Here is a 24409-nt window from a genome sequence, read left to right as displayed (position 1 = left end):
CTTGATGCTGAGGCCTAAAAAGGGACGTGCGATCTTGGCCTCCCGGAACTCCGCATCAGGTGCGAAGCACCGGGGCCGGCACTCAACCCTTCAAAATCGCATCAATCTCGGCATTAGCCTTGGCGCGCAATTGCCGTTTGCAGGCCTTGAATCCTGGCTGAGCCGCCAGTTCCCCTGCGGTGGCAACGGCCTGTTCGAGCAGTTGCCCGGGGCTTGCCAGCTCGTCAGCCAGCCCAGCGCTAAGGGCTTCGACAGGGTTTAGCAAATGCGAAGACAGAGCCAGCCGGCGCCGCCAGACAGGATCCAGCCAGTGATCCAGTATCGCCTGCGGAACGGGCGGAAAGGGCAGGCCGGCCTTTGCCTCCGGCAGGCCGATTTTATAATCGCCCTGTGCCGCGACAATCCAGTCCGCTGCCAGCGCCATGATCCCGCCCGCACCAATCGTGTTGCCGTTGAGAGCCACCACAAAGGCGCAGGGCAAGCGATGGAGTGAGGCCGCAAAAGCATCAATGGCGGCAGCGGCCTGTTTCTGGCCAGCCTTGTCCAGCGCCGCCGCGATTTTGGTGTCCATTCCGCAAGTAAAATGCTCGCCCGCCCCGGTCAGGACAACGCCATGTGGGGGAGGGTTGTCGGCCAGTGCCTGAAAGGCCGCAATACCTTCTTCCAGCAGTGCCGGGTGGAGCGTGTTGCGTTCGCCGTTGGTCAGCGTGACAATCGTGGTGCCGCCACGGTCCTCCGTGGGGAAAAAGCTCATTGGCCTTCGCTGTCCTGCCCATCGGTAGCGGTCCATTTGTCCATCCAGTCAAACACCGTCCGGTACCATTGCACGCTGTTCTTACCCTTGAGCACCCAGTGATTTTCATCCGGGTAGATCAGTAATTTGGAAGGGATTTCCATTTCCTGGGCAACGGTGAACGGCATGATGCTCTGGGTGTAGGGAATGCGGAAATCCTTCTCCCCATGGATGAACAGCGTCGGTGTTTTCCAGTTTCCGATGTGGTTCACCGGATTCCATTTTTCCGGATTGGGGCGTGTCCACCAGTTGCCACCGTGTTCCCATTGGTCAAACCACAATTCCTCGGTGCTTAACGCCATCGAGCGCAGGTCAAATACACCCGCGTGGTTGATCAGGCAGTCAAACCGGTCAGGCCAGTTGCCCGCGATCCAGTTCATCATATAACCGCCGTAAGAGCCGCCGAGTGCGCAGGCGCGATCGCCATCGATTTGTGGGTCGGTCTCGAGAGCGGCAGCATAGCCCAGTTTCAGGTCTTCCAGCGGCTTGCCGCCCCAGTCCTGATTGATGCTGTCGGTAAATTCCTGCCCGTAGCCAACTGAACCATGGAAATCGATGGTGACTGCGGCATATCCCTGCGCAGCCATCACCTTGGGGTTCCAGCGTGTGGACCAGCTGTTGCCGAAACTGCCCTGTGGCCCGCCATGGACCAGAAAGGCCATCGGCAGTTCGCCGGGCACGCCTTCCGGCTTGATGATCTGTCCCCAGACGGTGTCACCATTGGCACCAGCGAAACTGAACCGCTCGATTTCTACCTTGTCTATCTCGGCCAGCTCGGCGCCATTGATATTGGTCAGCTGCCTGACACTACCATCCGCTGCGCGTCGATACAGGTCTGTCGGTGCTTGCAGGCTGTTCATCGTGTAAAGCAGCGAACCATCCTGCAGGGGAATTGTTGTGCCAACATTGCCGCTTCCAGTCAGGCGGGTAACCTTGCCGGTCGCGACCTCCACTGCAAAGGCGGGGTGATCGAGCACATCCTGTGCGGTTACGACGAGATATTTGTCGTCGGGCGTCCAGGTGATCGAGCCGACCGAACGGTCCCAATCCTCGGTCAAGGCAATCGCATCGCTTTCATCGCTGCCTTGCTTGCGCAACTTTACGACAAGCCTGTCTGACTCATAGCCGGGCCGTTCCATTGCCGCCCAGGCGAGCCATTCCCCGTCCGAAGAAAATGCGGGAAGCGTATCGGTGGCTTCGTTGCCATCGGTATAGTTGACGGTTCCCGAGCCATTGGTCTTGGCGCCGTAAATATCGATATTCGTCGACTTCGGTTCATTGCGGTCCGCGATCCTGAGCGCGAAGAACACGCCGTCTTCTCCTGGCACCCAGGCAATTTCCTCGCCGCCGCCAAAGGGTTTGGAGGGACTGTCGCCGACCAGATCACCATCCAGCGCCGCGCCGTCACCAGTGAGTTTCCCGTTTTTCAGGTCAAAGGCGAATATCCGGCTGTAATTGCCCGGTGTTTCCCAGCTGGACCAGTGGCGGATGAAAAGTTCGTCATATTCGCGGCCTGTTCCGGGGCCAGGTTCGGCCCGGTTTCCGTCTTTTTCGCATCCGAAGGTGGGGCAGTCTTTGGCAATATCACCCCAAAGCACAATTTTTTCGCCGGTTGGTGACAGCTTGAAGCCAGCGATGTCGGCTTTCAGGTCGCTCGCCTGGACCGGATTGCCCACTTGCTCGCCTGCTGTGATACGCGCATGCCAGAGCTGTTCCGAACCGCTGGCGTCGCTAAGATAATAAAGGCGGCCGTTGGGGGCGAAAGCCGGGCTATGTTCGCTTTTGCCGGCGGTGTCGGCAATTGGTACGGGAACAGCATTGTCAGTCTCAATGTCCAACAGATAAAGCGCGCTGGATCGTTCGTAACTGTCCGCATCGGTTTCGGTGACGTCAAAGACGGCCCATTTCTCATCGGGAGAAACCGAAACCGATCCCATGCGTTTTAAATTCGCAAGATCTTGCGCTGTCATTGGTCTTGCCCCAGCCATCGCAGGGGCCATCATGCCGGTTGCGAGCAGGGCGGCGGTGAATGTTTGGAAAAATTTGGTCATGAGCAACAGTTTAGCACGGCTGCTCGACAAGGCAATTGCGATTAGATCGGCGTGCCTATTTCTCGCTCAGTCGCTGGATTTCGCGTGCCACCAGCTCTTCAACCAGATCGGGCAAATTGGCATCCAGCCATTGCTTGATCATCGGCCGCATCAGGTCACGGGTCAGCTCTTCCAGCGATGTGCTGCCAGCGGGTAGCGCTGCCGGTTTGCGTTCCATGGCTTCCTTCTCCACCAGCGCCGAAAGCGACTGGCGCATGCTGTCCAGCTTGTTGTCGTCGATCAAGCGTTCTTCCTTGCGGCGGTCGCCGAAGACGCCGCTCGCGGATGAACTATGATGGCCCGGCAATTCGTCGGTCAGCTCCAGAATTTCTTCATTGCGATCGGCCGGAGTGATGTCGGGGACGGCCTGCAGCGCCGGTTTTGTTGCCGTTTTGCGATGCGGCTGGGGGGTGTCCGCGTCGATCGCCTTGTCCTCAGCGATGATGCGTTTGATCGACGAGAGAATTTCCTCCATCGACGATTCCCTGTTCTGTTCGGCCATTTGCGAAACCCCCAAGCTTATACTGTGTTGCCGCTACTATCGGCGCCATGCATCTATTGGCGCTTCGGTGTCTCGGGCAATGGCTCTATCTCCGCTTTTTGCGCCTGCGTGTCAACGGTCCTGGTCGCCTGCGGTTCGGGATTGGGGTCACTCTGGAAGTCGTAGAACATATCGTCGACCCGGTCATAATTGACATCGGGATCATAAAGCGGTCCGCCTTCCAGTCCCAGATCGCGCGCTTCTGCGCGGCCCATTGCGGCGAGCAGGGAGAATCCCGCGACATAGCTGTTGCGGCGGGCAGTCACCAGCTGGACCTGCGCGTTGAGCAGTTCCTGCTCGGCGTTCAATATATCCAATATGGTCCGGTTGCCGACGGAATTTTCCGCACGCACGCCTTCCAGTGAGAGGCTTGCTGCCGCCACGGCCCGCTCGGAAGACTGGATCACCCGCTCTGCCGCGCGCCAGCTGGAATAGGCCGCACGGGTTTGCGAAATGACATCGCGCTCAATGGCGATCAGCTGTTCGTAGGCCTGACCGGAGAGCGCTTGTGCCCGACGAATCTGGGCGGCCGGCCGGCCGCCTTGATAGATCGGTACGCTGGCACGAACTCCCACCTCGGCGGTAGACTGTTCCTGAATGAACACACTGCCGGCGACATTTCCGCCAAGCGAACCATGATAATTGAGATAGCGTCCCTGCGCGTAGGTGCTGACCGTCGGCTTGTTGCCCGCCCGGGCCGTCTTGATATCAAATTCGGCGGCCTCGCTGCGCTCCTTGGCGGCGAGCAGATCCGGATTATAGGTCAGTGCCACATCCACAGCCTGATCCGGAGTCTCCGGCATGTCCGGCAAAGGCGGAGGCGGTTCCAGCTCGCCCGGCTCGCGACCGACCAGAGCAATATAATTTTCCTTGCTGCCGATCAGGCTGGCGCGGGCGGTTTCCAGGTCACCCTTCGCCACTTCCAGCCGGGATTCCGATTGCGCCACGTCGGTCCGCGTCAAATCTCCGATTTCGAATCGGTCGCTCGTCGCTTCAAGATTGACCGTGAGAACGCCAACGTTGGCCCGGTTCAGCTTGACGATCGCAGTGTCGCGGATCACATCCATATAAGTAGCAACCACATTGCTGAACACGCTCGCTTCTGTCGCTCGAAGGTCATATTGTCCGGCTTCCACTCGGGTACGAGCGGCGCGAATGGCATTTTTTACGGCACCCCCGGAATAGATCGGTACGTCGATAGAGCCGCCTGCCGTGGATTGGCGCAGCGGAGCCGTGAAACTATTGGCACTGCGGAGGAAATTCTCCTGAAATCCGAAATCTGTTGTGGCGCTGGGTCGGCCATCGGCTTTGGCGATGGCAACCGTTTCATCTGTTGCCCGTTGCGCTGCCCGCGCGCCGGACAGCGTCGGGTTGGTTTGATAGGCAGCTTCCAGCGCGTCGCGCAACGTATCCGCTTGCACGGGTGCAGACAGCAACGCCACAATAGCTGTTCCCAGGAAAAGGCGGCGTCTACTCATGTCGTCACTCTCCCGAACGCCTTAAAATGTAAAGCTTTTTTCTTTTTCAAGGCCGGGCAGGGGGCTTGCTCCGCAATCGGCAAAATATTGATAGCCGATATGGCCATCTGCCGTTCGGCCCAGAGCAAGACGCGACACGCCGTCTTTCATCACGGCTGCAACCATGCGGCCATCCGGCGTGAGTTGATCGACCAATAGCTGGGGAATCTCTTCCACCAACCCGTCGATGACAATCACAGAATAGGGTGCAGCCTGATTCCAGCCATCAGCATGTTTTCCGGATTCGACACGAATATTGTCAAATTCAGCCAGATTTTTAGCCGCTATGGCAGCCAGTTTGGCGTCTTGCTCAACCGCGACGACATTCCCCGCGAGTTGCGCCAGCACCGCTGCCGTATAACCGGTGGCAGCGCCAACCACGAGAACCGTGTCGTCTTTGGTTGCATGCGCCATATTCAGCAAGCGTCCCGTTGCGAGCGGCGGGTTCAATGTTCGGCCTTGGCTGATATGCACACCTCGGTCTGCATAAGCAAAGCTGCGCTGGGCAGCCGGGACGAAATCTTCGCGAGCGACATGGCTCATCGCCGCGATAACCCGCGGATCACTGACATCAGTTGTGCGCAGCTGGCTTACAACCATGGCTTTGCGCATCTGTTTGAAATTTTCCTGGCCCAAGCGTCGATCCTCGCAATGAATGTTGTGCGTCCATGCCATTTCCGTATTATGAATACAATACACTATGGCGGAATGTTGTCGCTTCTAGCTCGCCTTGCCCTTTGCGCCAAGATGGATTTCGGTGATTTTCTGCTAACTGCGTCTTTTGCACGACATAGGGCCTTTTTTGACCTGTCGAAGGCAATGTGGTTTGCGGACGTAACTTTGGGTTGACTTTCGCAGCAAAGCGACGCAATTCGCGCCCTCTCTCTGGCCCGATGGCGGAGTGGTGACGCAGCGGATTGCAAATCCGTGTACGCCGGTTCGATTCCGGCTCGGGCCTCCAGAGACGCTTCCCATACCTGTAAATAGATTGACCGCCAAGCCGGCCTCGCGCTTCCGAGAGTGATTTGCTGTGCGCGCGATTGCCCGCGATCCTTTCGCCGGTTTTGTTAGTGCCGCGCTTTGTCCACCATTTTGGCCAACGGCCTCCTTGCCAAATATTACACTTTTATTGCACTTATGTTGCATCGCTGTCATATTTGTGTAACAAAGAGCTATCGGTAGAGGAGAAGATGTCATGAAGTCCGCAAAAATTCTGGGTTCTGCAACTGCTATGCTGTTGATGGGAAGTGCCGCCGTGGCGCAACCGTCTGGCGAGATTGGTTATGAAAGAGGCGCGCTCGGCTATGACGCGCTGGTGGCGGGGAACAATGAACTGGCCCTGAAACAGCTGAAGGCTTCCGAGAAGGATCACGCCAGGGATCCGGCTCGCTTGATCAATCTGGGACAGGCCTACGCCCGTTTGGGACGTATGGGCGATGCCGCACGGTTGTTCATGGCTGCCAAAAACAGTAGCCGCAATTACGATCTCGTGCTGGCCAGTGGCGAGGTGGTCAAATCCCGCGTGGCAGCAGAACTGGCTTTGCAGAATCTGAACGAGCGGCTTGCGCACCGCTAACGGGGGCCAAGTCAGGCAAACCGATCACTTAAATTTGAAATTCGGGAGGATGGCCGCTTTTGCGGTCATCTTTTTTTATACCAGAAGCTCTGTCGACCGGGATTGTTCCTCGGGCAAACCGTTCAATTCCGCAGTTGCGGTCATGTTGAAAAATAACCGTCATAATTGAGTCTCCAAACCGTCACGCAAACAGCATCGCAGGGTCATTTCCGGTCCCTAGTGCCCATTCCCGAGGGCGATGGGGGCCGGTTGATTCGAACCGCATCGTTTGATTCGAAAGTATCAAATCAGTTTTTTGCGGAGACCAAACCCATGTTGAATAAGCAATTTCGTTCTGTCCTGTTTGCAGGTGCGGCAGCTGTCGCAGTGACGGCCTGCGGTGCCGACGATGTCGCATCGCCGGGTGAAGGCAATATCGTTGTTCTGCCTTCGCCAACGCCAACACCGACACCGACCCCAACCCCGACGCCGACCCCAGGCACTGCGGCCGATGACTGTCCGACAGGCTTTACCAATGCCGGTGTTCTGGCAAACAACCGGGTCTGCCAGATTCCGAACAGCATTCAGTCTGCCCTTACGGTCCCGCAGCGCGACGGAACAATTTATTCGATGAGCGGACGCGTAGAAGTCGGTACCGACGTTGGCGGTGATGGCGCTGCTGCCGGTGGCGTATCCAGCAGCCTGACCGTCGAGCCGGGCGTTGTTGTTTTTGCCCAGAGCGCCACGACCTTCCTGATCGTCAACCGCGGATCGACCTTTAACGCTCCCGGTACCGCAACCGAACCGGTGATTTTCACCTCGCGCCAGAATATCGAAGGCACGACCACCGACGCCGACTCGAACCAATGGGGTGGAATTCTGGTTCTTGGTCGCGCACCGATCAGTAACTGCATCGGCGCCGTTGCTGGCGGTACTGCCGGATGTCAGCAACTGGCAGAGGGTGCAGGCCCGTCCGATTTCTACGGCGGAGACCAGGCGGCCGACAATAGCGGCACTATCAGTTATCTGCAGGTTCGTTATACCGGTCGGGCTGCATCGGCCAACCAGGAACTTCAGGGCTTGACCTTGGGTGGCGTCGGTTCGGGTACCGATATCTCCTACGTCCAGATCCATAATAGTGGTGATGACGGTGTCGAAATCTTTGGTGGCACGGTCAATCTGGACCACCTGATTATCACCGGAGCGGACGATGACTCGCTAGACACCGATGTCGGCTACAAGGGGGCCATCCAGTTTGTTATCGGCGTTCAGAACACCACCGGTGGCGACACATTGTGGGAAGTCGACTCCGATGATGACAGCGGCTTCGATTTCACCCCGCGTCAGGATGTCAAGCTGGCCAATTTCACCTTCATCCAACGCAAGACAGGCGACAAGGTCATTCACCTTCGCGGCGGACCGGATGCCGCGATCCTGAACGGCATTCTGGTCGGACCGGGAACCTGCCTGGATATCGATCAGGCCGAAACGGTTCAGGCAGCCAATGCCGCGCTTGACGAGCTCGGCCCCCCACGGATCCAGTCGGTGGTTGGCAGCTGTGCCACGGGCGACTTTGATGCGGATGCCGATACGTTTGAAGCCACTGCGGTGAATGCTGCGGGCAATGCGAATAACGACTTCAACTTCGTATCCAGCCTGGTTTCCCTGTTCATCAATGGCTCGAACGAAACGGCTGTGACACCGGTCGCCAATATCACCAGCTTCAGCCCGGATTTCGTTCAGGTAGATTATATCGGTGCCGTCCGCGACATCAACGATCTCTGGTACCAGAGCTGGTCTTGCAATGCGAGTTACGCCGATTTCGGTTCTCTCCAGACTTGCGCAGCTTCGCCGGTCTCCTGATCGCCACAGCCCGTTCAGGAGGTGGCGGCCCGTGTCGCCACCTCCCTTTCTTTTTATCCGAGGGATCATCAATGTCGAAACCTGCCCCACTCGCGAGCATACTCCTTTTTTCCACAGCACTCAGCCCTCTGCCGGCGCTGGCGCAAGCGAGCCCGGCTGAAGTCGTTGAGCCTTCTGAAGCTGAACCAGCTGAAGAAACGCAATCCGGCGATGATGTCGACATTTCTGCTCCTGGCGGTGGCTTCAGTGGCGAGATTATCGTTCGCGGCCGCTATATCCCCAATTCCATACGCAATAATTCGAGCGTGATTTCCGTCCTTTCGACGGAAGATATTGCCCGATCGGGCGATGGCGATATCGCCGGTGCTCTGGAGCGGGTTACCGGGCTTTCTGTTGATAGCGGCGGTTTTGTCTATGTTCGTGGCCTCGGCGACCGTTATTCGCAGGCATTGCTGAACGGCACGCTTATCCCCTCGCCGGAGCCGCTAAAGCGGGTTGTGCCGCTTGATATTTTTCCTGCCTCGGTGCTTGCCAGTGCCACGGTTCAGAAGAGCTATTCGGTCAATTATCCCGGCGAGTTTGGCGGCGGTCTGATCAATCTGACCACGGCTGCCATTCCCGATGAAAGCTATTTCGAATTCGGAATGGGCATGGGTATGAATAGCGAAACGACCGGGAAACTTGGCTATACCCATTTTGGCAGCGACAGTGACTGGACTGGTTTTGACGACGGTACCCGCGACGTGCCGGCCGGTCTGGCTGCGGCATTTAACGCCGGGTCCCGCATCGAACTGGGCCCTGATTTCACCCAGGAGCAATTGCAGGATTTTACCGCCAGCCTGGTTAACGCGCCGACCACATTGGTTCAGCGCAATGACGATATCCCGGTCAACTGGAGCGCCGATATGAGCGCTGGTCTGGTCGAGGATATTGGCGCCAGCCGTCTCGGCGTGATCTTCAATGCCTCGTACAGCAACAAGTTCTTCACCCGCGATTCGATCGAACAGGGCGGCACCACCAGCATCATTGCCGATGACGGTCGTAACGTGCGCACCGATCACAATATCGTGGTTAGCGGACTTCTCGGCCTGGGTCTCGAAGTGGACGAGCATGTAATCCGCTGGACCAATCTCTACATTCGGGATTCCCTGAAACAGACAAGCCTGAAAGCCGCGGACAATATCAATACCGGCGACATCGACCCCAGCACACCGGCGGATGAAATGCGCCAGCAGACCAACTGGATCGAACGTCAGTTGATAGACACGGTTTTGGTTGGCGAATTCAAATTCGGCGATATATCGCTTGATGTTCGCGGTGGTTATGCGAATTCGCAACGCGAAGCTCCCTATGAGCGCTCCTTTACCTATTTCTATGACCCGGTTGCCGAGGATTATGTCAATAACCTGCTGACCAACCCACAGTCGGCCACTATCGCATTCAGCGATCTGAACGAAGATGTGTGGAATGGCGGTATAGATTTTGCCTATGCTCTGCCGACTTCGCGCAACATAACTTTGTCGGCCGGCTACAGCTATGTGAACACCAGCCGGAACGCATTCCGGCGCGACTTCCGCTACTTTCCGACAAGCAGCCTGCCGTTCGGGGTGAGCCAGGAGCGTCCAGATTATCTCGTTTCCGACTTTAATGTCTACGGCGGCTACACCGAAGGCATTACAACCGACGGTATTTTCATTCAGGAAGACCAGACCAATGCAGGCTCTCAGGCCTATGATGCAGAGCTGACCGTTCACGGTGCCTATGTCAAAGCGGATGTGGAACTGATTGACTTCGTCCAGGCCGAATTGGGTGTCCGCTATGAATCGGCTGATCAGTCGATAACCGCGCTGGATATCTACAATGACGGCACGCTGGTGCAGACAGCCCCGCTCAAAAATGACTACTGGTTGCCTGCCGGTACACTGACATGGAATTTTGCCGAGGATATGCAATTCCGTGCAAGTGCTTCGAAAACCATCGCTCGTCCGCAATTTCGCGAACTGGCCCGCCCGCAATATCTTGACCCGGACTCCGGCCGGGTATTCTCGGGCAACCCCTTTCTCGAAGATAGCGAGCTGTTCAACGCCGAAGCCCGCGTCGAATATTATTTTGGCGATGGAGAACGTGTCCTGCTGGCCGGCTTCTACAAGAAGATCGACAATCCGATCGAACCCGTTGCATTCATTCCTGCCGGCAGTTCGGATTTCCAGACCACATTTGCCAATGCTCCGGAAGCCCAGCTATATGGTGCGGAAATCGAGCTGCTGAAATATTTCCCGATGGACGGGCTGGGGAGCTCAGACTTTTTTGCGGATAGAAGGTTCGTTGCGATTGCCAACTATACCTATACCGATTCCGAGCTGAAGGTGGGCACGAACGATACGACCATCCTGGACGATACGCTGGGCGTACGCTCGGCGGATCAGGTGTTCATCGACGGTTCGCCTTTGACCGGACAATCAAAACATCTGGCAAATTTCCAATTCGGAATCGAAAACACCGAACGGCTTTCGCAATATACTTTCCTGCTCAGCTATGCCAGTGACCGGGTCACCACGCGTGGCCCGATCACGGGTGGCCAGCCCGACCCGGATCTGGTGCAGGACGCAAGCCTGAAGCTGGATTTTGTTGCGAGAGAAGCCGTCACCATTGGCGGTCAGGAACTGGAAATCAAATTCGAGGCACGGAACCTGACCAACGAGAATTTCCGGGAAACCCAGTCCGGCAACGTTCTGATCATCAACCAGCAATATGATCTCGGCCGGAGCTTCTCCATTGGGGTCAAGGCGAAATTCTAGCCCCCCCCCCGGCGCGAGCGTAACCTATCTGTCATCTTAGTGTCGCGGAGGCGTCACCATAGCGATCTAGCCAGTGTAACGGGCAAGACAGGACAGGGACGTCGTGATAACCGGATTTCTGACAACAGGCTGCAAGAATAGGGTCGGATCGGCCGGGCAGGCCGTCCGATCCAATGACGGATTGCTGCCATGAATATGCCCGCTCCGGTCGAACAAACATCCGGCGGGAACACATCCCGGCCCATTTGCGACAGCCAAGCGCTATTGCTCGACCTTCCTTACAGCTATGCCCGCGATCAGGGCGTTATAATCTGTTCGATGGAGGACGAGCGGGCAACCATAGCAATGCGCGAGGGTGCGGACCCGTCCGCCTTGCTGGAGGTGCGGCGCTATCTGGCTCTGCCCTTCGATGTGGAACTGGTCGATGCTCCGGCGTTCGAGAAGCTACTGAGCGCCCATTATGCGATGGACGGCTCGGCGGCCGCCATGGCGGGCGATATGGCGCTGGCCGGCGAGGGGCTGGACGGCATTGCCGGGGACATTCCAAGCGCCGAGGATCTGCTCGACAGCGCCGATGATGCGCCGACGATCCGGCTGATCAACGGGATCATTGCCGAGGCGGCGCGGCAAGGTGCTTCGGATATCCATATAGAACCTTATGAGACGGGGCTCGTCGTGCGGATGCGGGTCGACGGCGTGCTGACCGAGAAGCTGCGTATGCCGCCGCATGTCGCCGGCGTAATCGTCAACCGGATCAAGGTTATGGCGCGGCTCGATATTGCCGAGCGGCGGATACCGCAGGACGGCCGGATCAGCCTGACGCTGGGCGGAAAGCTGCTCGATGTGCGTGTTTCCACCTTGCCCAACCGGGCGAGCGAGCGGGTGGTGATGCGGATCCTCGACAAGGAAAGCGCCGGTATTTCGCTCGACCTGCTCGGCATGTCGCCAAGCACCCACGCGATCCTGACCGATGCGCTGAGCGAGCCCAATGGTATCATATTGGTCACCGGCCCCACCGGCTCGGGCAAGACCACAACGCTTTACGCTGGGCTCAAGCAGCTCAATGACGGCAGCCGCAATATCCTGACCGTCGAGGACCCGGTGGAATATGCGATCGAGGGGATCGGCCAGACGCAAGTCAATGCAAAGGTCGGGCTGACCTTTGCTGCAGGATTGAGGGCGATCCTGAGGCAGGACCCGGATGTCGTAATGATCGGTGAAATCAGAGACAGAGAGACCGCCGAAATAGCAGTGCAAGCCAGTCTCACCGGCCATCTCGTGCTCTCAACCGTCCACACCAATGACGCGGTCGGTGCGATCACTCGGATGCGCGACATGAAAGTGGAACCGTTTCTGCTCGCCTCGACCCTGCGCGCGGTGGTTGCCCAGCGTCTGGTGAGAAAGCTCTGCGACCATTGCCGCACGCCGATCCAGGCGGACGGGAGCCTGGCAAGCTTGCTCGGTTTTGACAATGGCACCGTGGTCTATCGGGAAACCGGCTGCGACCATTGCAACCATACCGGCTTTCAGGGCCGGATCGGCGTGTTCGAGGCGATCCGGATTGACGACACGCTGCGCAAGCTGATCAACGACGGTGGCGACGAGGCGCGCATCGCATCGCATGCATTTCTCAAACAGCCCAATCTGGGATCCGCTGCCAGAGCGCTCGTTCGCGAAGGCCTAACCACTGCCGAAGAAGGAATCCGGATTTCCCGCCGCGAAAGCGAGACGATATTGATTGGATGAGATGATTTCATCGGATATCAGTCCGCTTCTCTTCCCATCAGGCGATAGCGGCGTTACACTTCCGCATGACCGACACATCCACCATGACCTATGCGCGCTATCTGGCGCTGGACACATTGCTCGACGCGCAGCATCCCCGGTCCGATCTGGACGACGAGATGCTGTTCATCATCATCCACCAGACCAAGGAACTGTGGCTCAAGCAGATCATCCGCGAGATGCGCTTCGCCAAGCAGCAGATCAGGACCGATGCGCTGGTGCCGGCCTATAAGGCGCTGGCGCGGGTCAGCCGGATTCAGGCTGTCATGACGCTGAGCTGGGACGTATTGTCGACCATGACGCCGAGCGATTATACGCGCTTCCGTCATGTTCTAGGACCCAGCTCGGGTTTCCAGTCCGACCAGTTCCGGACCGTCGAATATATGCTCGGCCTCAAGGACAAGGGCTTCCTGAAATATCAGGAGGATCGTCCGGAAGCGCAGGCGGCGATGCAGGCCGCGCTCGACCAGCCGAGCATCTGGGATGATGCGATCGCGGCGCTCGCGCGCGCCGGTTTCGATATTGATCCGGAACTGCTGGACCGCGATTTTTCGCAATCCCATCAACCGTCCGAACAGGTCGAGTCGGCTTTTCTGGAAGTCTATCGCAAGCCCGAGCAATATTGGGAGCTTTATCAGCTGGCGGAAAAGCTGGTCGATCTGGATGATGCGATGGCGACCTGGCGGCACAAGCATGTGCTGACGGTCGAACGGATCATCGGCGGAAAAATGGGAACCGGCGGCACGGCGGGCGTTTCCTATCTGCAGAGCACCTTGGGCAAACGCGCCTTTCCCGAACTATGGTCACTGCGCACCCAGTTATGAGCTGGAAACATCTGTTCTCCCGCTCTCTGTCGGCCAATCTGGAGCGGCTGCATTTTGCTGCTCACAGCCACCATCTCTGGCCCGATGCCAGCCACGACGGCCATATGACTGCCTGGCAGGATGCAGCGGCGTTGGCGGATCACAAATGGGACAAGATCATGGGGCCGGTCTGGACCGCAGCGCAGCAGCATGTTGCGAATGAACTGAACCTGCCCGATCCTGCCACCCTGTGCTTCGCGCCGAACACGCATGATTTCATCGTGCGCCTGTTGTCGGCCATCCCGAAGCGGCCGGTCCGGGTGCTGGCGACCGATGGCGAGTTTCACAGTTTTCGCCGGCAGATGACCCGCTGGGGGGAGGCGGGGGAGGTTATCCTGGAAACGGCATCGCCGGACAGCTTGCTGGAGACGGCTCGATCCGGGCATTTTGATCTGATATTTGCGAGCCATGTGCTGTTCAATTCCGGCGCCATTGTCTCCGTGCTGGACGAGCTTGCGGCGCTGGCGCGTCCCGAGGGACCTTGGGTTGTGATCGATGGCTACCATGGCTTCATGGCGATCGAGACCGACCTGTCGCAAATTGCTGACCGGGTATTCTATCTCTCGGGCGGGTACAAATATGCGATGGCCGGTGAGGGTGCCTGTTTCCTGCACGCACCGCCGGGCTATGCCGAACGGCCGGTGATGACGGGCTGGTATGCCGCCTTTGACGATCTGGCCCTGCTACCCGAAGAGGTCGGCTATGCACCGGACGGACGGCGCTTTCTGGGCAGCACGTTCGATCCGTCCGGCCTTTACCGCTTCAACGCGATCCAGAATATGCTGGCTGCGGAAGGGCTGACGACAGCGGTAATTTCCAGCCATGTCGGCGCATTGCAGGCGCAGTTTCTGGAAGAGGGTCCGCTGGCAGATTTCGAACTGCTCAATCCGCTTGGCGACCGGCAGCACGCCCGTTTTCTCGCCTTTCGCGGTGACACAGCCTCCGCGCTCCATGACCGGCTGGCCGCGCGCAATGTCGTGACCGATGTGCGCGGCGATGTCCTGCGGATCGGCTTTGGACTTTATCATGACCACGACGATGTGGCCCGCTTGCTAAAAATAACAGGCGAGCCGGGCTGAGCGATTTGCCGCTACGGCTTGTCAGCCCAGGCCCGTCACTCAGCGGCTTTCGAGATTTAGGCCGCACATTTTTCGATTGACCTGAGCCGATTCGGCCATAGGCTTAACCGGTCAATTAAACACGCATTGAAAGGGACAGGCCATGAGTATTTCCGTCGATATCCAGAATGATGTGGCTCTTATCACCCTCGATGACGGCAAGGCCAATGCGGTCAATTTCGATCTGATGATCGCGCTCAACGAAGCGCTGGACAAGGCTGAGGCGGACGCCAAGGCGATCGTGCTGGCCGGCCGTGAAGGCCGTTTTTCCGGCGGTTTTGATCTTGGCATGATGGGCAGCTTCACCCGCGAGGATTCCGTTCGTCTGCTCGATCGTGCTTCGGAGCTGGTGCTGCGGCTCTATGGCGGGCCGCTTCCTGTGATCGGTGCCTGCACAGGCCACGCGATTGCCATGGGCGTCTTCCTCCTGATGTGCTGCGACACGCGGGTGGGAGCCGCCGGCGAATTCAAGCTGGGCGCGAATGAATCGATTACCGGCATGACGCTGCCGGTCTTTGCGGTGGAACTGGCACGCGACCGGCTCAGTCCGCTGCACCAGACCCGCGCGATGATCCAGGCGTTCATCTATGATCCGAACGGCGCGGTCGAGGCGGGATATCTGGATATGCTGGTGGAACCGGACAAGGTGGTCGGACAGGCAACAGCGATAGCGGAGCAACTCGCCAAGCTGCCGGGCCATGCCTATGCCTATCAGAAATCGGCGATGCGCAAGCCGGCGCTGGACGCGATCCGCGCGAGCATTGGCAATCATCCGAATTTGCGGAACTAGCGCCGAGCGCCGCCGCTAGCGATGCTGGTCGATCAGGATCGGATTGCCGTCGGGATCGGTGAGCATGATGTTGGCCGGGCCTTCCCCGTCATCAGCCTGACTGTCGAGCTGCACGCCCGCCGCCAGCAATGATTTCTGGATATCGCGGACATCGGCGAAATCATCGAGATTCTGGCCATCCTGATCCCATCCCGGATTGAACGTCAGCATATTTTGGGGAAACATGCCCTCGAACAGGCCGATCAGCGTCTCGCCATTTTTCAGGATCAGCCATTTCTGGTCCTGATCGCCGGCGAATTGAACAAAGCCGAGCTTTTCGTAAAAGGCTCTGGAAGCGGCAATATCCTTCACCGCCAAGCTGATTGAAAAGGCTCCGAGTTTCATATTCCCTCTCCTTGTGCGGGTTCATTGCCGTGCGGGCAGGATTTTCGGATTTTGCAGAAGCGCGGCCGACAGGATCGATATGATCAGGCCGACCGGAAATATCTCCAGAAAGGTCATCGGCATGCGGATATAGATTTTTCCGTAGTCGGTTCGCATTTTTTCCAGACCGGCGATTTCCTCCGCCAGTTTCTCCGCGGGCAGCCCGGCGGCCTTTCTGGCCTCGATCGCGCTGTTCACATAGCTGTCGATGAAAGCATAGCCGTTGCTCATCGAATAGAGTTCCCAGACCAACGTATACATGATCCCAGCGATCACCGCGATGGCTAGCCCCATGGCAAAAGCGGGAAGAAAGCGGATCACCCCGCCCAGTTCCTGGTCGCGGTAGCGTTTGATACCGATGAATATCATCGACAACGCAACCAGCATCGTCAGATAGCCGAACAGTTCGGATGACAGGAAACTACCGCCGTCGCTGACCACCAGGCCCAGGATCAGGGTGACGATAGTGATCGTTCCGGACAGCACTCCGTAGGTCAGGGCGATTTTCCACATGGTCGTTCCTCCGCTTGAGCGGTGGTTATGGCACCTGCTCCTGCATTTGGAAATCACCCGGATGGGTGATCTGGGGCCAATCACCCGGATATATTAGGGGATCAGATGCAGGTGCCGCGCCTGTTCGATCGCCCGGACGCGGCCGCTGACCTGTAGTTTTTCGTAAAGCCTAGCGATATGGGTCTTCACGGTGTTGGGCGAAATAGCGAGCGTCCGCGCGATCTCCTTGTTCGACTGTCCCGCTGCCAGCGCCACGAGTACTTCGAGTTCCCGGTCCGAAATGCCCAGCGATTTCAGCGCTGCCCTGTTTTGTTCAAACGGACCGCGCGCTTTTTTCGCGGTCAGCCTGTGCCCCACCCAGACGCCCAGCGCGGCAAAGACCAATGCGATCAGAACGACATAGATTTCCACCGAATAGACCTTGGTGAAATATTGATATTGCAGCCACTCCAGAGCGAAAACAGCGGCGGCGAGGGGCATCGCATAGAGGATGACAATCCTGGCCACCCGAAAGGTCACTCCTGCCACCGAGGAATTATAACGGCGGAAATGACCTTCGGGAAATTCATATGGCCGGCACCCTCATATTCATTCCCCACCCAGTAGATATTTCTGCCAGAAGAGCAGGCTCGCCCAGAATTGATAATCGGCGTTGGCCTTCTTGCGGAAACCGTGCCCCTCGTTCTCGGCCAGCAGATGCCAGGCGGGACGCCCGTTGGCGCGGACCGCGGCGACGATCTGGTCGGCTTCGCTGGCCGGGACGCGCGGATCATTGGCGCCGGTGACCACCATCAGCGGGATATCGATCTCGCTGGCGCGGCGTAGCGGGCTGATTTCTTCCAGTTTGGCGCGTTGTTCGGGAATACGCTCGTCGCCATATTCCACCCGCCTGAGATCGCGGCGATAGGCCTGGGTATTCTCGAGAAATGTGACGAAACTGGAGATGCCGACGACTTCGAGCCCGGCCTTCAGTTTCCTGCCGTAGCGCAACATCGACGCCAGCGTCATATAGCCGCCGTAGCTGCCGCCGGTCACCGCTATGCGCTTGCGGTCGATCCGTTTGTCCTTGCGCAGATGGTCGAGGAACGCCCCGATATCGAGCACGCTATTCTCCCGCAGCCACGGACCGTTGTCCAGCGCGACAAATCTTTTGCCGAAGCCGGTGGAACCGCGAACATTGGGGTAGAATATGGCGACACCCAGCGTGTTGACGAGATAGTTACTGCGCCCGAGAAAACGCGGGGTGGCCTGACCTTCCGGACCGCCGTGTATATTGATGATCAGCGGCCGTTTGCCGGTGTGGCGCGCAGGATCGGGGCGATACAGAAAACCGGAAATTTTCTCGCCGTCGAAACTTTCTATCTCCACCAGCTCGGGCGCGACATTGTCCGCTGCATCAAGCCCGCCGGTCTCGCTTCTGGTCCAGCGGGTCACCGCCAGCGTTTCCGGGTTGATGCTATAGGCATCTATGCCGGTCCGGTTGCTGTTCAGAGTGATGCCCAGTTCGCCCCAGGGCGCGAACTTGACACCACTGATCACGCCATCGGGCAAGCCGTCAACGATCCGGACCGCGCCGCTCTGCATATCATAGAATTTGAGCACGGAACGGCCCGCATGGTTCACCTCGAATGCGATCCAGCGGCCGTCAGGACTGATGTCGAAATCGGTGATATCCCGGATTTTCTCGTCAATCACCGGTTCAAACGTCGCGGTTTCCAGATTGACGATGCCGAGCCTTTTGACGTCGCTGCCATCGTCCGATGCTGCCCAGAGCCGGCCGTCGGGCGCGAATTTCAGCCCGTCATAGGCCACCGGCTGGTCGCTTTCGGTCAGCTTGCGCGATGTCCCGTCGGCGATGTCGATCAGATAGAGCTGGTTGTCGGTAACCGAGACATAGTTGAACACCAGCAACTGCTTGTCATCGGGCGAGAAATCGATCGGGAACCAGCCGCCGCCGGTTGAGGCGACCAGCATTTTCGCGCTCTCCGGATCAGCCGGATCCATCAGGTAGATATCGTTATACAGACCGGTCCGCTTGTTCGAGCCGAAGGCGACCAGTGTACCACTGCTCGACCACGGGCCCAGACTGTTGCGGCTTTTGCCGTCGGTCAGCATTTTGGGCTGGCCCTTTTCCAGCGCGAAGATCTGGTTGACCTCATTGCCGCCGCTGTCCTTCTCGAACAGCAGGGCCGAGCCGTCGGGCGCGTAACGGGCGGAATAGACCGGTTCGCTGGCGAAAGTCAGCTGCTGGCGCTGGCCCATCGGTGCAGCGACGCGGTGCAACTGGCTGGTATCGGCGAAGCGGGTGGAAATCAGCATTGCCCGGCTTTTCGGATCCCAGTCGACAAAACTGGCGGTGCGATATTCCATATAGGGCCGGGTCTGCTCGACGATTTCCTGCGGGATGGCAGGGACTTGATCGGCAACCAGCGCTGCCGGGCGAAGGGCAATCCCATCCGCCTCCGCGGCTGCTGGAGCAACGGTAAATACCGACAATATAAGTCCAATCTGCCAGACCGGTCCAAAACGCATATGACAAGCTCCCTGTGTTTCTTTTGGCAAGCTTATGGACGAATGGTGGCAAAAGCAATTAGGGGAGGGGGATGTTCGATGGAAATTCTCCCTTTGTCCTGCTCGACGATGCCCGGGCCTGTGATGCAGCGCCAGCGCGGCTTTACAGCGATCCGGTGGCGGTCATCCGGGCCGACAAAATGGAAGAATTGGAAGCATGTTTTGCCGCCCTGTCGCGGGCCCGATCGGCGGGGCAGCATGTGGCGGGCTATCTGTCCTATGAGGCGGGGCTCGGACTGGAGGCGCGGTTGCGGGGCAAAATGCCGGCGGATTTGCCCGCCCCGCTGGCATGGTTTGGAATATTTCAGGATTACAAAGAGATAACGCAGAAATCTGTGGGAGAATCTCTGCCCGACCGCAACGGGGCCTGGCTCGGGCGGCTGAAACCCTCGATCTCGCGCGACGCTTATGAAGCGGCGTTCAAAAAGGTACAAAATTATATCAACAATGGCGATATCTATCAGGCAAACCTCACTTTTCGCGCGGAAATGGACTTTTCCGGACATCCGCTGGCGCTTTATGCCGCGATCAGGGACCGGGCGCAGGCCGGCTATGGCGGCGTCGTGTTCGACGGCGACAACTGGATGCTGTCCTTCTCGCCGGAACTGTTCTTCGCGCTGAAGGACGGCCGGATCACCGCGAAGCCGATGAAGGGCACCGCCGCGCGTGTTGCCGATCCGACAGCCGACGCAGCGGTGCAGGACCATCTGCAAAGCGACCCGAAGCAGCGCGCGGAAAATCTGATGATCGTCGATTTGCTGCGCAACGACCTGTCGCGGGTGGCGCAGCGCGGCAGCGTCGCCGTGCCGGAGCTGTTCCATATCGAAAGCTATCCGACCATCCACCAGATGACCTCGACCGTCACCGCGCAGCTGCAGGACGGGCTCGACGCGGTCGACATAATAAGGCAGATTTTCCCCTGTGGCTCGATCACCGGCGCCCCGAAAATCCGCGCGATGGAGATTATCGACGAGCTGGAAAGCGCGCCCCAGGGCTCCCCCGCCGACCACGCCCCGCGCGGCATCTATTGCGGCTCGATCGGCCGGATCGACGCGCCCGACGCACAGGGCCGCTCCGACGCCGCCTTCAATGTCGCGATCCGCACCTTCTTCCTGCAAGAGGGCAAAGAAACGCTTTCCATCGGCCTCGGCTCTGGCATAGTGGCGGACTCGGACGGGGAAGACGAGTGGCGGGAATGCCTCGCCAAGGGGAGATTTGCGAAAGTGGATGCCAATGCGGAAGGCGGCCATAAGGTCGATCTGATCGAAACCATGGCCTTTGATCCCGCCAGCGGCATCGCCCGGCTGGAAGCGCATCTGGAACGGATGAAGACCAGCGCCGCGACCCAGGACTTCGAATTCGACCGCCACGCCGCCCGCAACGCGATCCAGGCGATCACTTTTCATCAGGACAGCCCGGCGATGGTCCGCCTGCACCTCGGCCAGTCCGGCGCGCTGGCGATCGAGCTGAAACCGATGCCCGCCCCGCCGGACGGCCCGGTGCCATGCCGGCTGGTGCCGATGCAGGCCGACAAGGCGGATTTCCGCCTGCACCACAAGACCAGCGACCGGCGGGTTTACGCGGTCGATGGATTGGCCGACGGCGTCCACCCGATTTTCGTCGATGGCGAGGGCTATGTCACCGAAGGCGCGATCTGGAATATCTTCGTCGAGCGCGACGGCAAGCTGTTGACGCCGCCTCTGGGCCGGGGCCTATTATCGGGCGTGCTGCGCGCGGAGCTGCTGGAGAGCGGGCAAGCGGTCGAGACGGACCTGACTGCGGCGGATCTGGCGGGCGGGTTTCTGGTGGGGAATAGTGTGCGGGGGTTGGTTGCGGGTGTGGTTGCGGGTTAGACTTATTTTTATCGGTCTAAAGATTTGGTCTACCACGAATGCACGGCACGGGAAGCTGTATTCAGTGTTCTTCAGGTGATATGTAAGAAGAGAGTTAAGTATAAAATGCACGGGGAATTGGATTCACCAACAGGAAAAGCGTTTTTGCGCTGGGCGGGTGGGAAGACGTGGCTTGCACGAAAGTCAGATCAAATATTCAGGAACTTGGAGTTTGAGTGTTATCATGAACCTTTTGTCGGTGGGGGCGCTTTCTTCTTCTCACTTGGCCCACTTCAAAAAGCCTGTCTCTCCGATAAAAATGAAGCGCTAATTGAAGTATACCAATGCCTGAAAGAAAATCACGCTAAAGTCATTGAAGAAATGCGTTCTCTGGATAATACAGAAAGTGATTATTACCGTATAAGAGAGGCAAAGTCAGATTGTAGATTTGAACGGGCCGCCCATTTCGTTTTCCTGAATCAAACATCCTTTAACGGACTTTATAGAGTCAACCTCAAGGGCAAATACAACGTCCCTTACGGACATAGGTCTAAAAAATTTCTCGATGAATCTACTCTAGAAAGTGCTGCTGCAGCTTTACAGAACTGCACTTTGAAATCCTGCGACTTTATGGACACTATTGATGATATAGGGCCTGGTGATTTGGTTTTTTTAGATCCACCGTATACGGTATCTCATAACAATAACGGATTCATCAAATATAACCAATCTCTTTTTTCCCTAGAAGATCAATATAGACTTTCAAAATACATAAGAATAATCAAGGATTTGGGGGCTAGTTATATTCTTACAAATGCGGCTCATGATAAGGTGAGAGAGATATTTGAAATGGGGGATAATTGCATTGAGCTGGACAGGGCAAATTTGATTGGCGGGAAAAGAGCACAGCGAGGTTCAATAAAGGAACTACTTTTTACTAATTTAGGGGTGTTTTAAATGGCTGTTCTGGATGATGAAAATTTCTCAGAACTGATCGCTGATCGAGAAGATCAGAAAACAATCTTACGGCATCGATCGAAACCTTTTGTGGAACGCAAAGTTCGCAAGATAGAATTTGCCGAGCCTGAGGACGGTTGGTATGTGCTCAACGATAAACTCAAGCGAGACGTAAAGCTTGCTAAAAATAAGCCAAGTGATGAAGTTTTTGAAGATGAAGTTTGGGCGCTGTTGTCAAAGCTTGGTTTCCGTTATCTATCTGCAGATCGCTATTTGAAGATTAAGTACGACAAGAAAGACGGCGCCAGTCAGCAGATTGATGTACTAGCCGTCGATGACGAGTGTGCGTTGGTAATCGAATGTAAATGCGCGAGTGGACCCACTTCGAAAGTAGCCACATTTAAAACCGCAATAGAATCTTTAGGTGGTAAAAAGCCCGGACTTCATCGTGAGATTAGAAAACGATTTAATAAGCCAGATTTGAAGATTGCTTATCTTTTGGCTACGAAGAATTACACATTAAGAGACGCTGACATTGATCGGCTAGCTTCGTTCAACATACAGCATTTTTCTGAAGTAGATTTGGAGTATTATCAAGAGCTGGTTGGACACCTAGGCACCGCCGCACGATACCAGTTTGAGGCAGATATTTTCCAACGGCAAAATATTCCAGAATTGGACGGTCGGGTCTATGCCGTCCAAGGTTCTATGGGTGGACTTCCATATTATACCTTTTTGATTGAACCCGAGAGATTGTTGAAGCTAGGCTATGTTTTGCATAGGTCGAAATCGATTAGGGTTCTGCCTAGTTATCAAAGACTAATAAAAAGAAACCGGCTCTCTCAGATCCGAAAATTTATCAACAATGGTGGGTATTTCCCAAATTCTTTAGTTGTTAGCATTGAAAACGAAGGAAAGCAGATACGTTTTGAGCAGTCTGCGCCTTCATTGAATGAATCTCAAAGTAAAATGGGAGTGTTACACCTTCCGAATAAGTTGCGCTCTCTATATCTGATTGACGGCCAGCATCGCCTTTATGGTTATAGCGAAAGTCAATATTCGGAAAACAATACCATTCCGGTCGTGGCATTTGTGGATTTAGACCGCAACGAACAGCTTCGACTGTTTATGGAGATTAATGAAAATCAGAAAGCAGTTTCGAAAAACCTTAAGCATACGCTTGATGCAGACCTCAAATGGGATTCTACTAACTTAAAGGATCGAGGGGAAGGCATCAAGAAGCAGTTATGCCAAGAACTTGGCGAGGACATAGCCTCCCCCCTCTTTAATAGGGTTTTGGTTGGCGAAGACCAAAGAACAGAAACGAAAATAATCACATTAGATGCCATTTTAAGAGGGTTGAACCAGACTCCATTTGTCGGTCGATTCACTAAGGATGAGATTAAAGAGCAAGGTGTTTTTAATCTTGGAGATAGTGCTAAGACACTCAATTTAATAAAAAAGATTCTCATCGGGTATTTTGCATATGTTCAAGACAGCATGCCTAGTGAATGGGATCGCTTGCAAAAAGACGGCGGCATATTGACGATTAATGACGGCATCACTGCACAGATTCAGCTTCTTGGCGATATTGTGAAGCACATGATCCAGAAGGACGAGATTTCACCGCTCGCAGATCCGCCAGATCAAATCATTGACAAATTAAGTACATATGTGGACGGATTAAAGCCATATTTCCTCAATTTGACAGATGATGAGCGCAATGAACTGCGAAGTAAGTACGGGAGTGGTGCTCCCACCCGACTAAGGAGGATCTTTCAACGGGCTGTGCAAGAGTTTAGGAATGATTTCGAGCCAGAGGGACTGGAAGAATATTGGCGTGATCAGTCCAAGCAATACAATATTGAAACGTATTCAAGAATATTAGATATTGAAACAAAACTACGTGACGATGTTAAAGAGGTGCTTCAGAAAGAGCATGGAAGTATGTGGTTAAAAAAGGGGCTGTCAGAAAAGTTGTATACTGGACTGGTGACCGATGCTGCCAAAAAAAATAGAACTATAGAAAACGAAGAAGATGAGAAAACTCCATGGGATTGCTTAAACTTGATTCACCTACGCGAAATCATGATGCATCAGGCTCAATGGAGTACTTTGTTTCAAAAGCAGTATACAATCCCAGGCCAAGAAGGTTTGAAAAAAGAACAAAAAACTGGTTGGCTAACCGAACTAAACCGGATTCGAAACATTACTGATCACGAGTATAGTGTGGGTAAGGATGATGCGGACTATGTTGCTTCTGTTCATGATTGGCTAGTACTTGGATCAGATTCAAATCTGCAAAAAAGGTTGTCCGCTGAGCAAGTGGAAAAGGAGCGCGCTCCTTTGTAAGCCCTCTTCAAAGAATACTGCGCAGTTCATTGTTAGTCACCGCTTCCT

19 protein-coding genes and 1 tRNA gene are annotated in these 24409 nt (G+C 56.3%); 11 read left to right on the top strand and 9 right to left on the bottom strand.

Going from position 1 to position 24409, the window contains the following annotated elements:
- Positions 1–82 precede the first annotated feature (82 nt).
- Genes BOSE62_RS09155 through BOSE62_RS09135 form a run of 5 tightly spaced genes read right to left on the bottom strand, consistent with a single transcriptional unit; the run spans position 83 to position 5577 of the window.
- Positions 83–754 carry an enoyl-CoA hydratase/isomerase family protein gene (locus BOSE62_RS09155; protein ID WP_159645205.1) on the bottom strand — a complete coding sequence of 224 codons (672 nt, stop codon included), beginning with the start codon at positions 752–754 and terminating at the stop codon, positions 83–85.
- Positions 751–2844: a S9 family peptidase gene (locus tag BOSE62_RS09150; protein ID WP_159645197.1), complete on the bottom strand. Its 2094-nt coding sequence runs from the start codon at positions 2842–2844 to the stop codon at positions 751–753. Before BOSE62_RS09150 ends, BOSE62_RS09155 begins: the two co-directional genes overlap by 4 nt.
- A 55-nt stretch (positions 2845–2899) precedes the next feature.
- Positions 2900–3385: a DUF2497 domain-containing protein gene (locus BOSE62_RS09145; protein ID WP_159645194.1), complete on the bottom strand. Its 486-nt coding sequence runs from the start codon at positions 3383–3385 to the stop codon at positions 2900–2902.
- Between the two features lie 53 nt (positions 3386–3438).
- Positions 3439–4902, bottom strand: coding sequence for a TolC family outer membrane protein (locus tag BOSE62_RS09140; protein ID WP_159645185.1), 1464 nt, complete (start codon positions 4900–4902; stop codon positions 3439–3441).
- 21 nt (positions 4903–4923) lie between these two features.
- Positions 4924–5577, bottom strand: coding sequence for a protein-L-isoaspartate O-methyltransferase family protein (locus BOSE62_RS09135; protein WP_236553956.1), 654 nt, complete (start codon positions 5575–5577; stop codon positions 4924–4926).
- A 251-nt stretch (positions 5578–5828) separates the two neighbouring features.
- Between BOSE62_RS09135 and BOSE62_RS09130 the strand changes: the two genes are divergently transcribed.
- From BOSE62_RS09130 to BOSE62_RS09095, 8 genes are all read left to right on the top strand, one after another.
- A tRNA-Cys gene (locus tag BOSE62_RS09130) sits at positions 5829–5902 on the top strand.
- A gap of 234 nt (positions 5903–6136) precedes the next feature.
- Complete coding sequence (locus tag BOSE62_RS09125) at positions 6137–6517, top strand: hypothetical protein (protein WP_159645178.1); 381 nt, start codon at positions 6137–6139, stop codon at positions 6515–6517.
- Positions 6518–6829: 312 nt separating this feature from the next.
- Positions 6830–8359, top strand: coding sequence for a hypothetical protein (locus BOSE62_RS09120; RefSeq protein WP_236553955.1), 1530 nt, complete (start codon positions 6830–6832; stop codon positions 8357–8359).
- 71 nt (positions 8360–8430) lie between these two features.
- On the top strand, positions 8431–11157 hold the full coding sequence (locus BOSE62_RS09115) for a TonB-dependent receptor domain-containing protein (RefSeq protein WP_159645173.1): 2727 nt from the start codon (positions 8431–8433) through the stop codon (positions 11155–11157).
- Positions 11158–11346: 189 nt separating this feature from the next.
- Positions 11347–12903, top strand: a complete 1557-nt coding sequence (gspE, locus tag BOSE62_RS09110; protein ID WP_236553954.1) for a type II secretion system ATPase GspE — start codon at positions 11347–11349, stop codon at positions 12901–12903.
- 65 nt (positions 12904–12968) lie between these two features.
- Positions 12969–13766, top strand: coding sequence for a tryptophan 2,3-dioxygenase (locus BOSE62_RS09105; protein ID WP_159645156.1), 798 nt, complete (start codon positions 12969–12971; stop codon positions 13764–13766).
- Positions 13763–14884: a kynureninase/PvdN C-terminal domain-containing protein gene (locus BOSE62_RS09100; protein WP_236553953.1), complete on the top strand. Its 1122-nt coding sequence runs from the start codon at positions 13763–13765 to the stop codon at positions 14882–14884. The genes BOSE62_RS09105 and BOSE62_RS09100 overlap by 4 nt, the downstream gene beginning before the upstream one ends.
- A 142-nt stretch (positions 14885–15026) precedes the next feature.
- Positions 15027–15713, top strand: coding sequence for a crotonase/enoyl-CoA hydratase family protein (locus BOSE62_RS09095; RefSeq protein ID WP_159645144.1), 687 nt, complete (start codon positions 15027–15029; stop codon positions 15711–15713).
- A 15-nt stretch (positions 15714–15728) separates the two neighbouring features.
- Here BOSE62_RS09095 and BOSE62_RS09090 read toward each other — a convergent pair whose 3' ends face one another.
- The 4 genes from BOSE62_RS09090 to BOSE62_RS09075 all read right to left on the bottom strand — a co-directional run bounded on the left by BOSE62_RS09090 (position 15729) and on the right by BOSE62_RS09075 (position 19181).
- Complete coding sequence (locus tag BOSE62_RS09090; protein ID WP_159645141.1) at positions 15729–16097, bottom strand: VOC family protein; 369 nt, start codon at positions 16095–16097, stop codon at positions 15729–15731.
- A 21-nt stretch (positions 16098–16118) separates the two neighbouring features.
- Positions 16119–16649 carry a DUF4199 domain-containing protein gene (locus BOSE62_RS09085; RefSeq protein WP_159645138.1) on the bottom strand — a complete coding sequence of 177 codons (531 nt, stop codon included), beginning with the start codon at positions 16647–16649 and terminating at the stop codon, positions 16119–16121.
- Between the two features lie 93 nt (positions 16650–16742).
- Positions 16743–17156 (bottom strand): response regulator transcription factor, encoded by a 414-nt coding sequence (locus tag BOSE62_RS09080; RefSeq protein ID WP_159645135.1) that lies wholly within the window; start codon positions 17154–17156, stop codon positions 16743–16745.
- 81 nt (positions 17157–17237) lie between these two features.
- The gene (locus BOSE62_RS09075) at positions 17238–19181 is read right to left on the bottom strand and encodes a S9 family peptidase (RefSeq protein ID WP_159645130.1); all 1944 of its coding nucleotides are present in this window, start codon (positions 19179–19181) and stop codon (positions 17238–17240) included.
- A 71-nt stretch (positions 19182–19252) separates the two neighbouring features.
- On the opposite strand from BOSE62_RS09075, the gene pabB reads away from it, so the two are divergent.
- The 3 genes from pabB (at position 19253) to BOSE62_RS09060 (ending at position 24361) form a co-directional block, all read left to right on the top strand.
- Positions 19253–21073, top strand: coding sequence for an aminodeoxychorismate synthase component I (gene pabB, locus BOSE62_RS09070; protein ID WP_201295648.1), 1821 nt, complete (start codon positions 19253–19255; stop codon positions 21071–21073).
- 105 nt (positions 21074–21178) lie between these two features.
- The gene (locus BOSE62_RS09065; RefSeq protein ID WP_159645119.1) at positions 21179–22009 is read left to right on the top strand and encodes a DNA adenine methylase; all 831 of its coding nucleotides are present in this window, start codon (positions 21179–21181) and stop codon (positions 22007–22009) included.
- Entirely contained in the window at positions 22010–24361 is a 2352-nt protein-coding gene (locus BOSE62_RS09060) for a DGQHR domain-containing protein (protein WP_159645107.1), read from the top strand.
- The last annotated feature ends 48 nt before the right edge of the window (positions 24362–24409 follow it).

The sequence above is a fragment of the Sphingorhabdus sp. 109 genome (assembly GCF_902506555.1).
Classification (GTDB): Bacteria; Pseudomonadota; Alphaproteobacteria; order Sphingomonadales; family Sphingomonadaceae; genus Parasphingorhabdus.
This window is presented reverse-complemented; position numbering and strand designations above follow the sequence as displayed.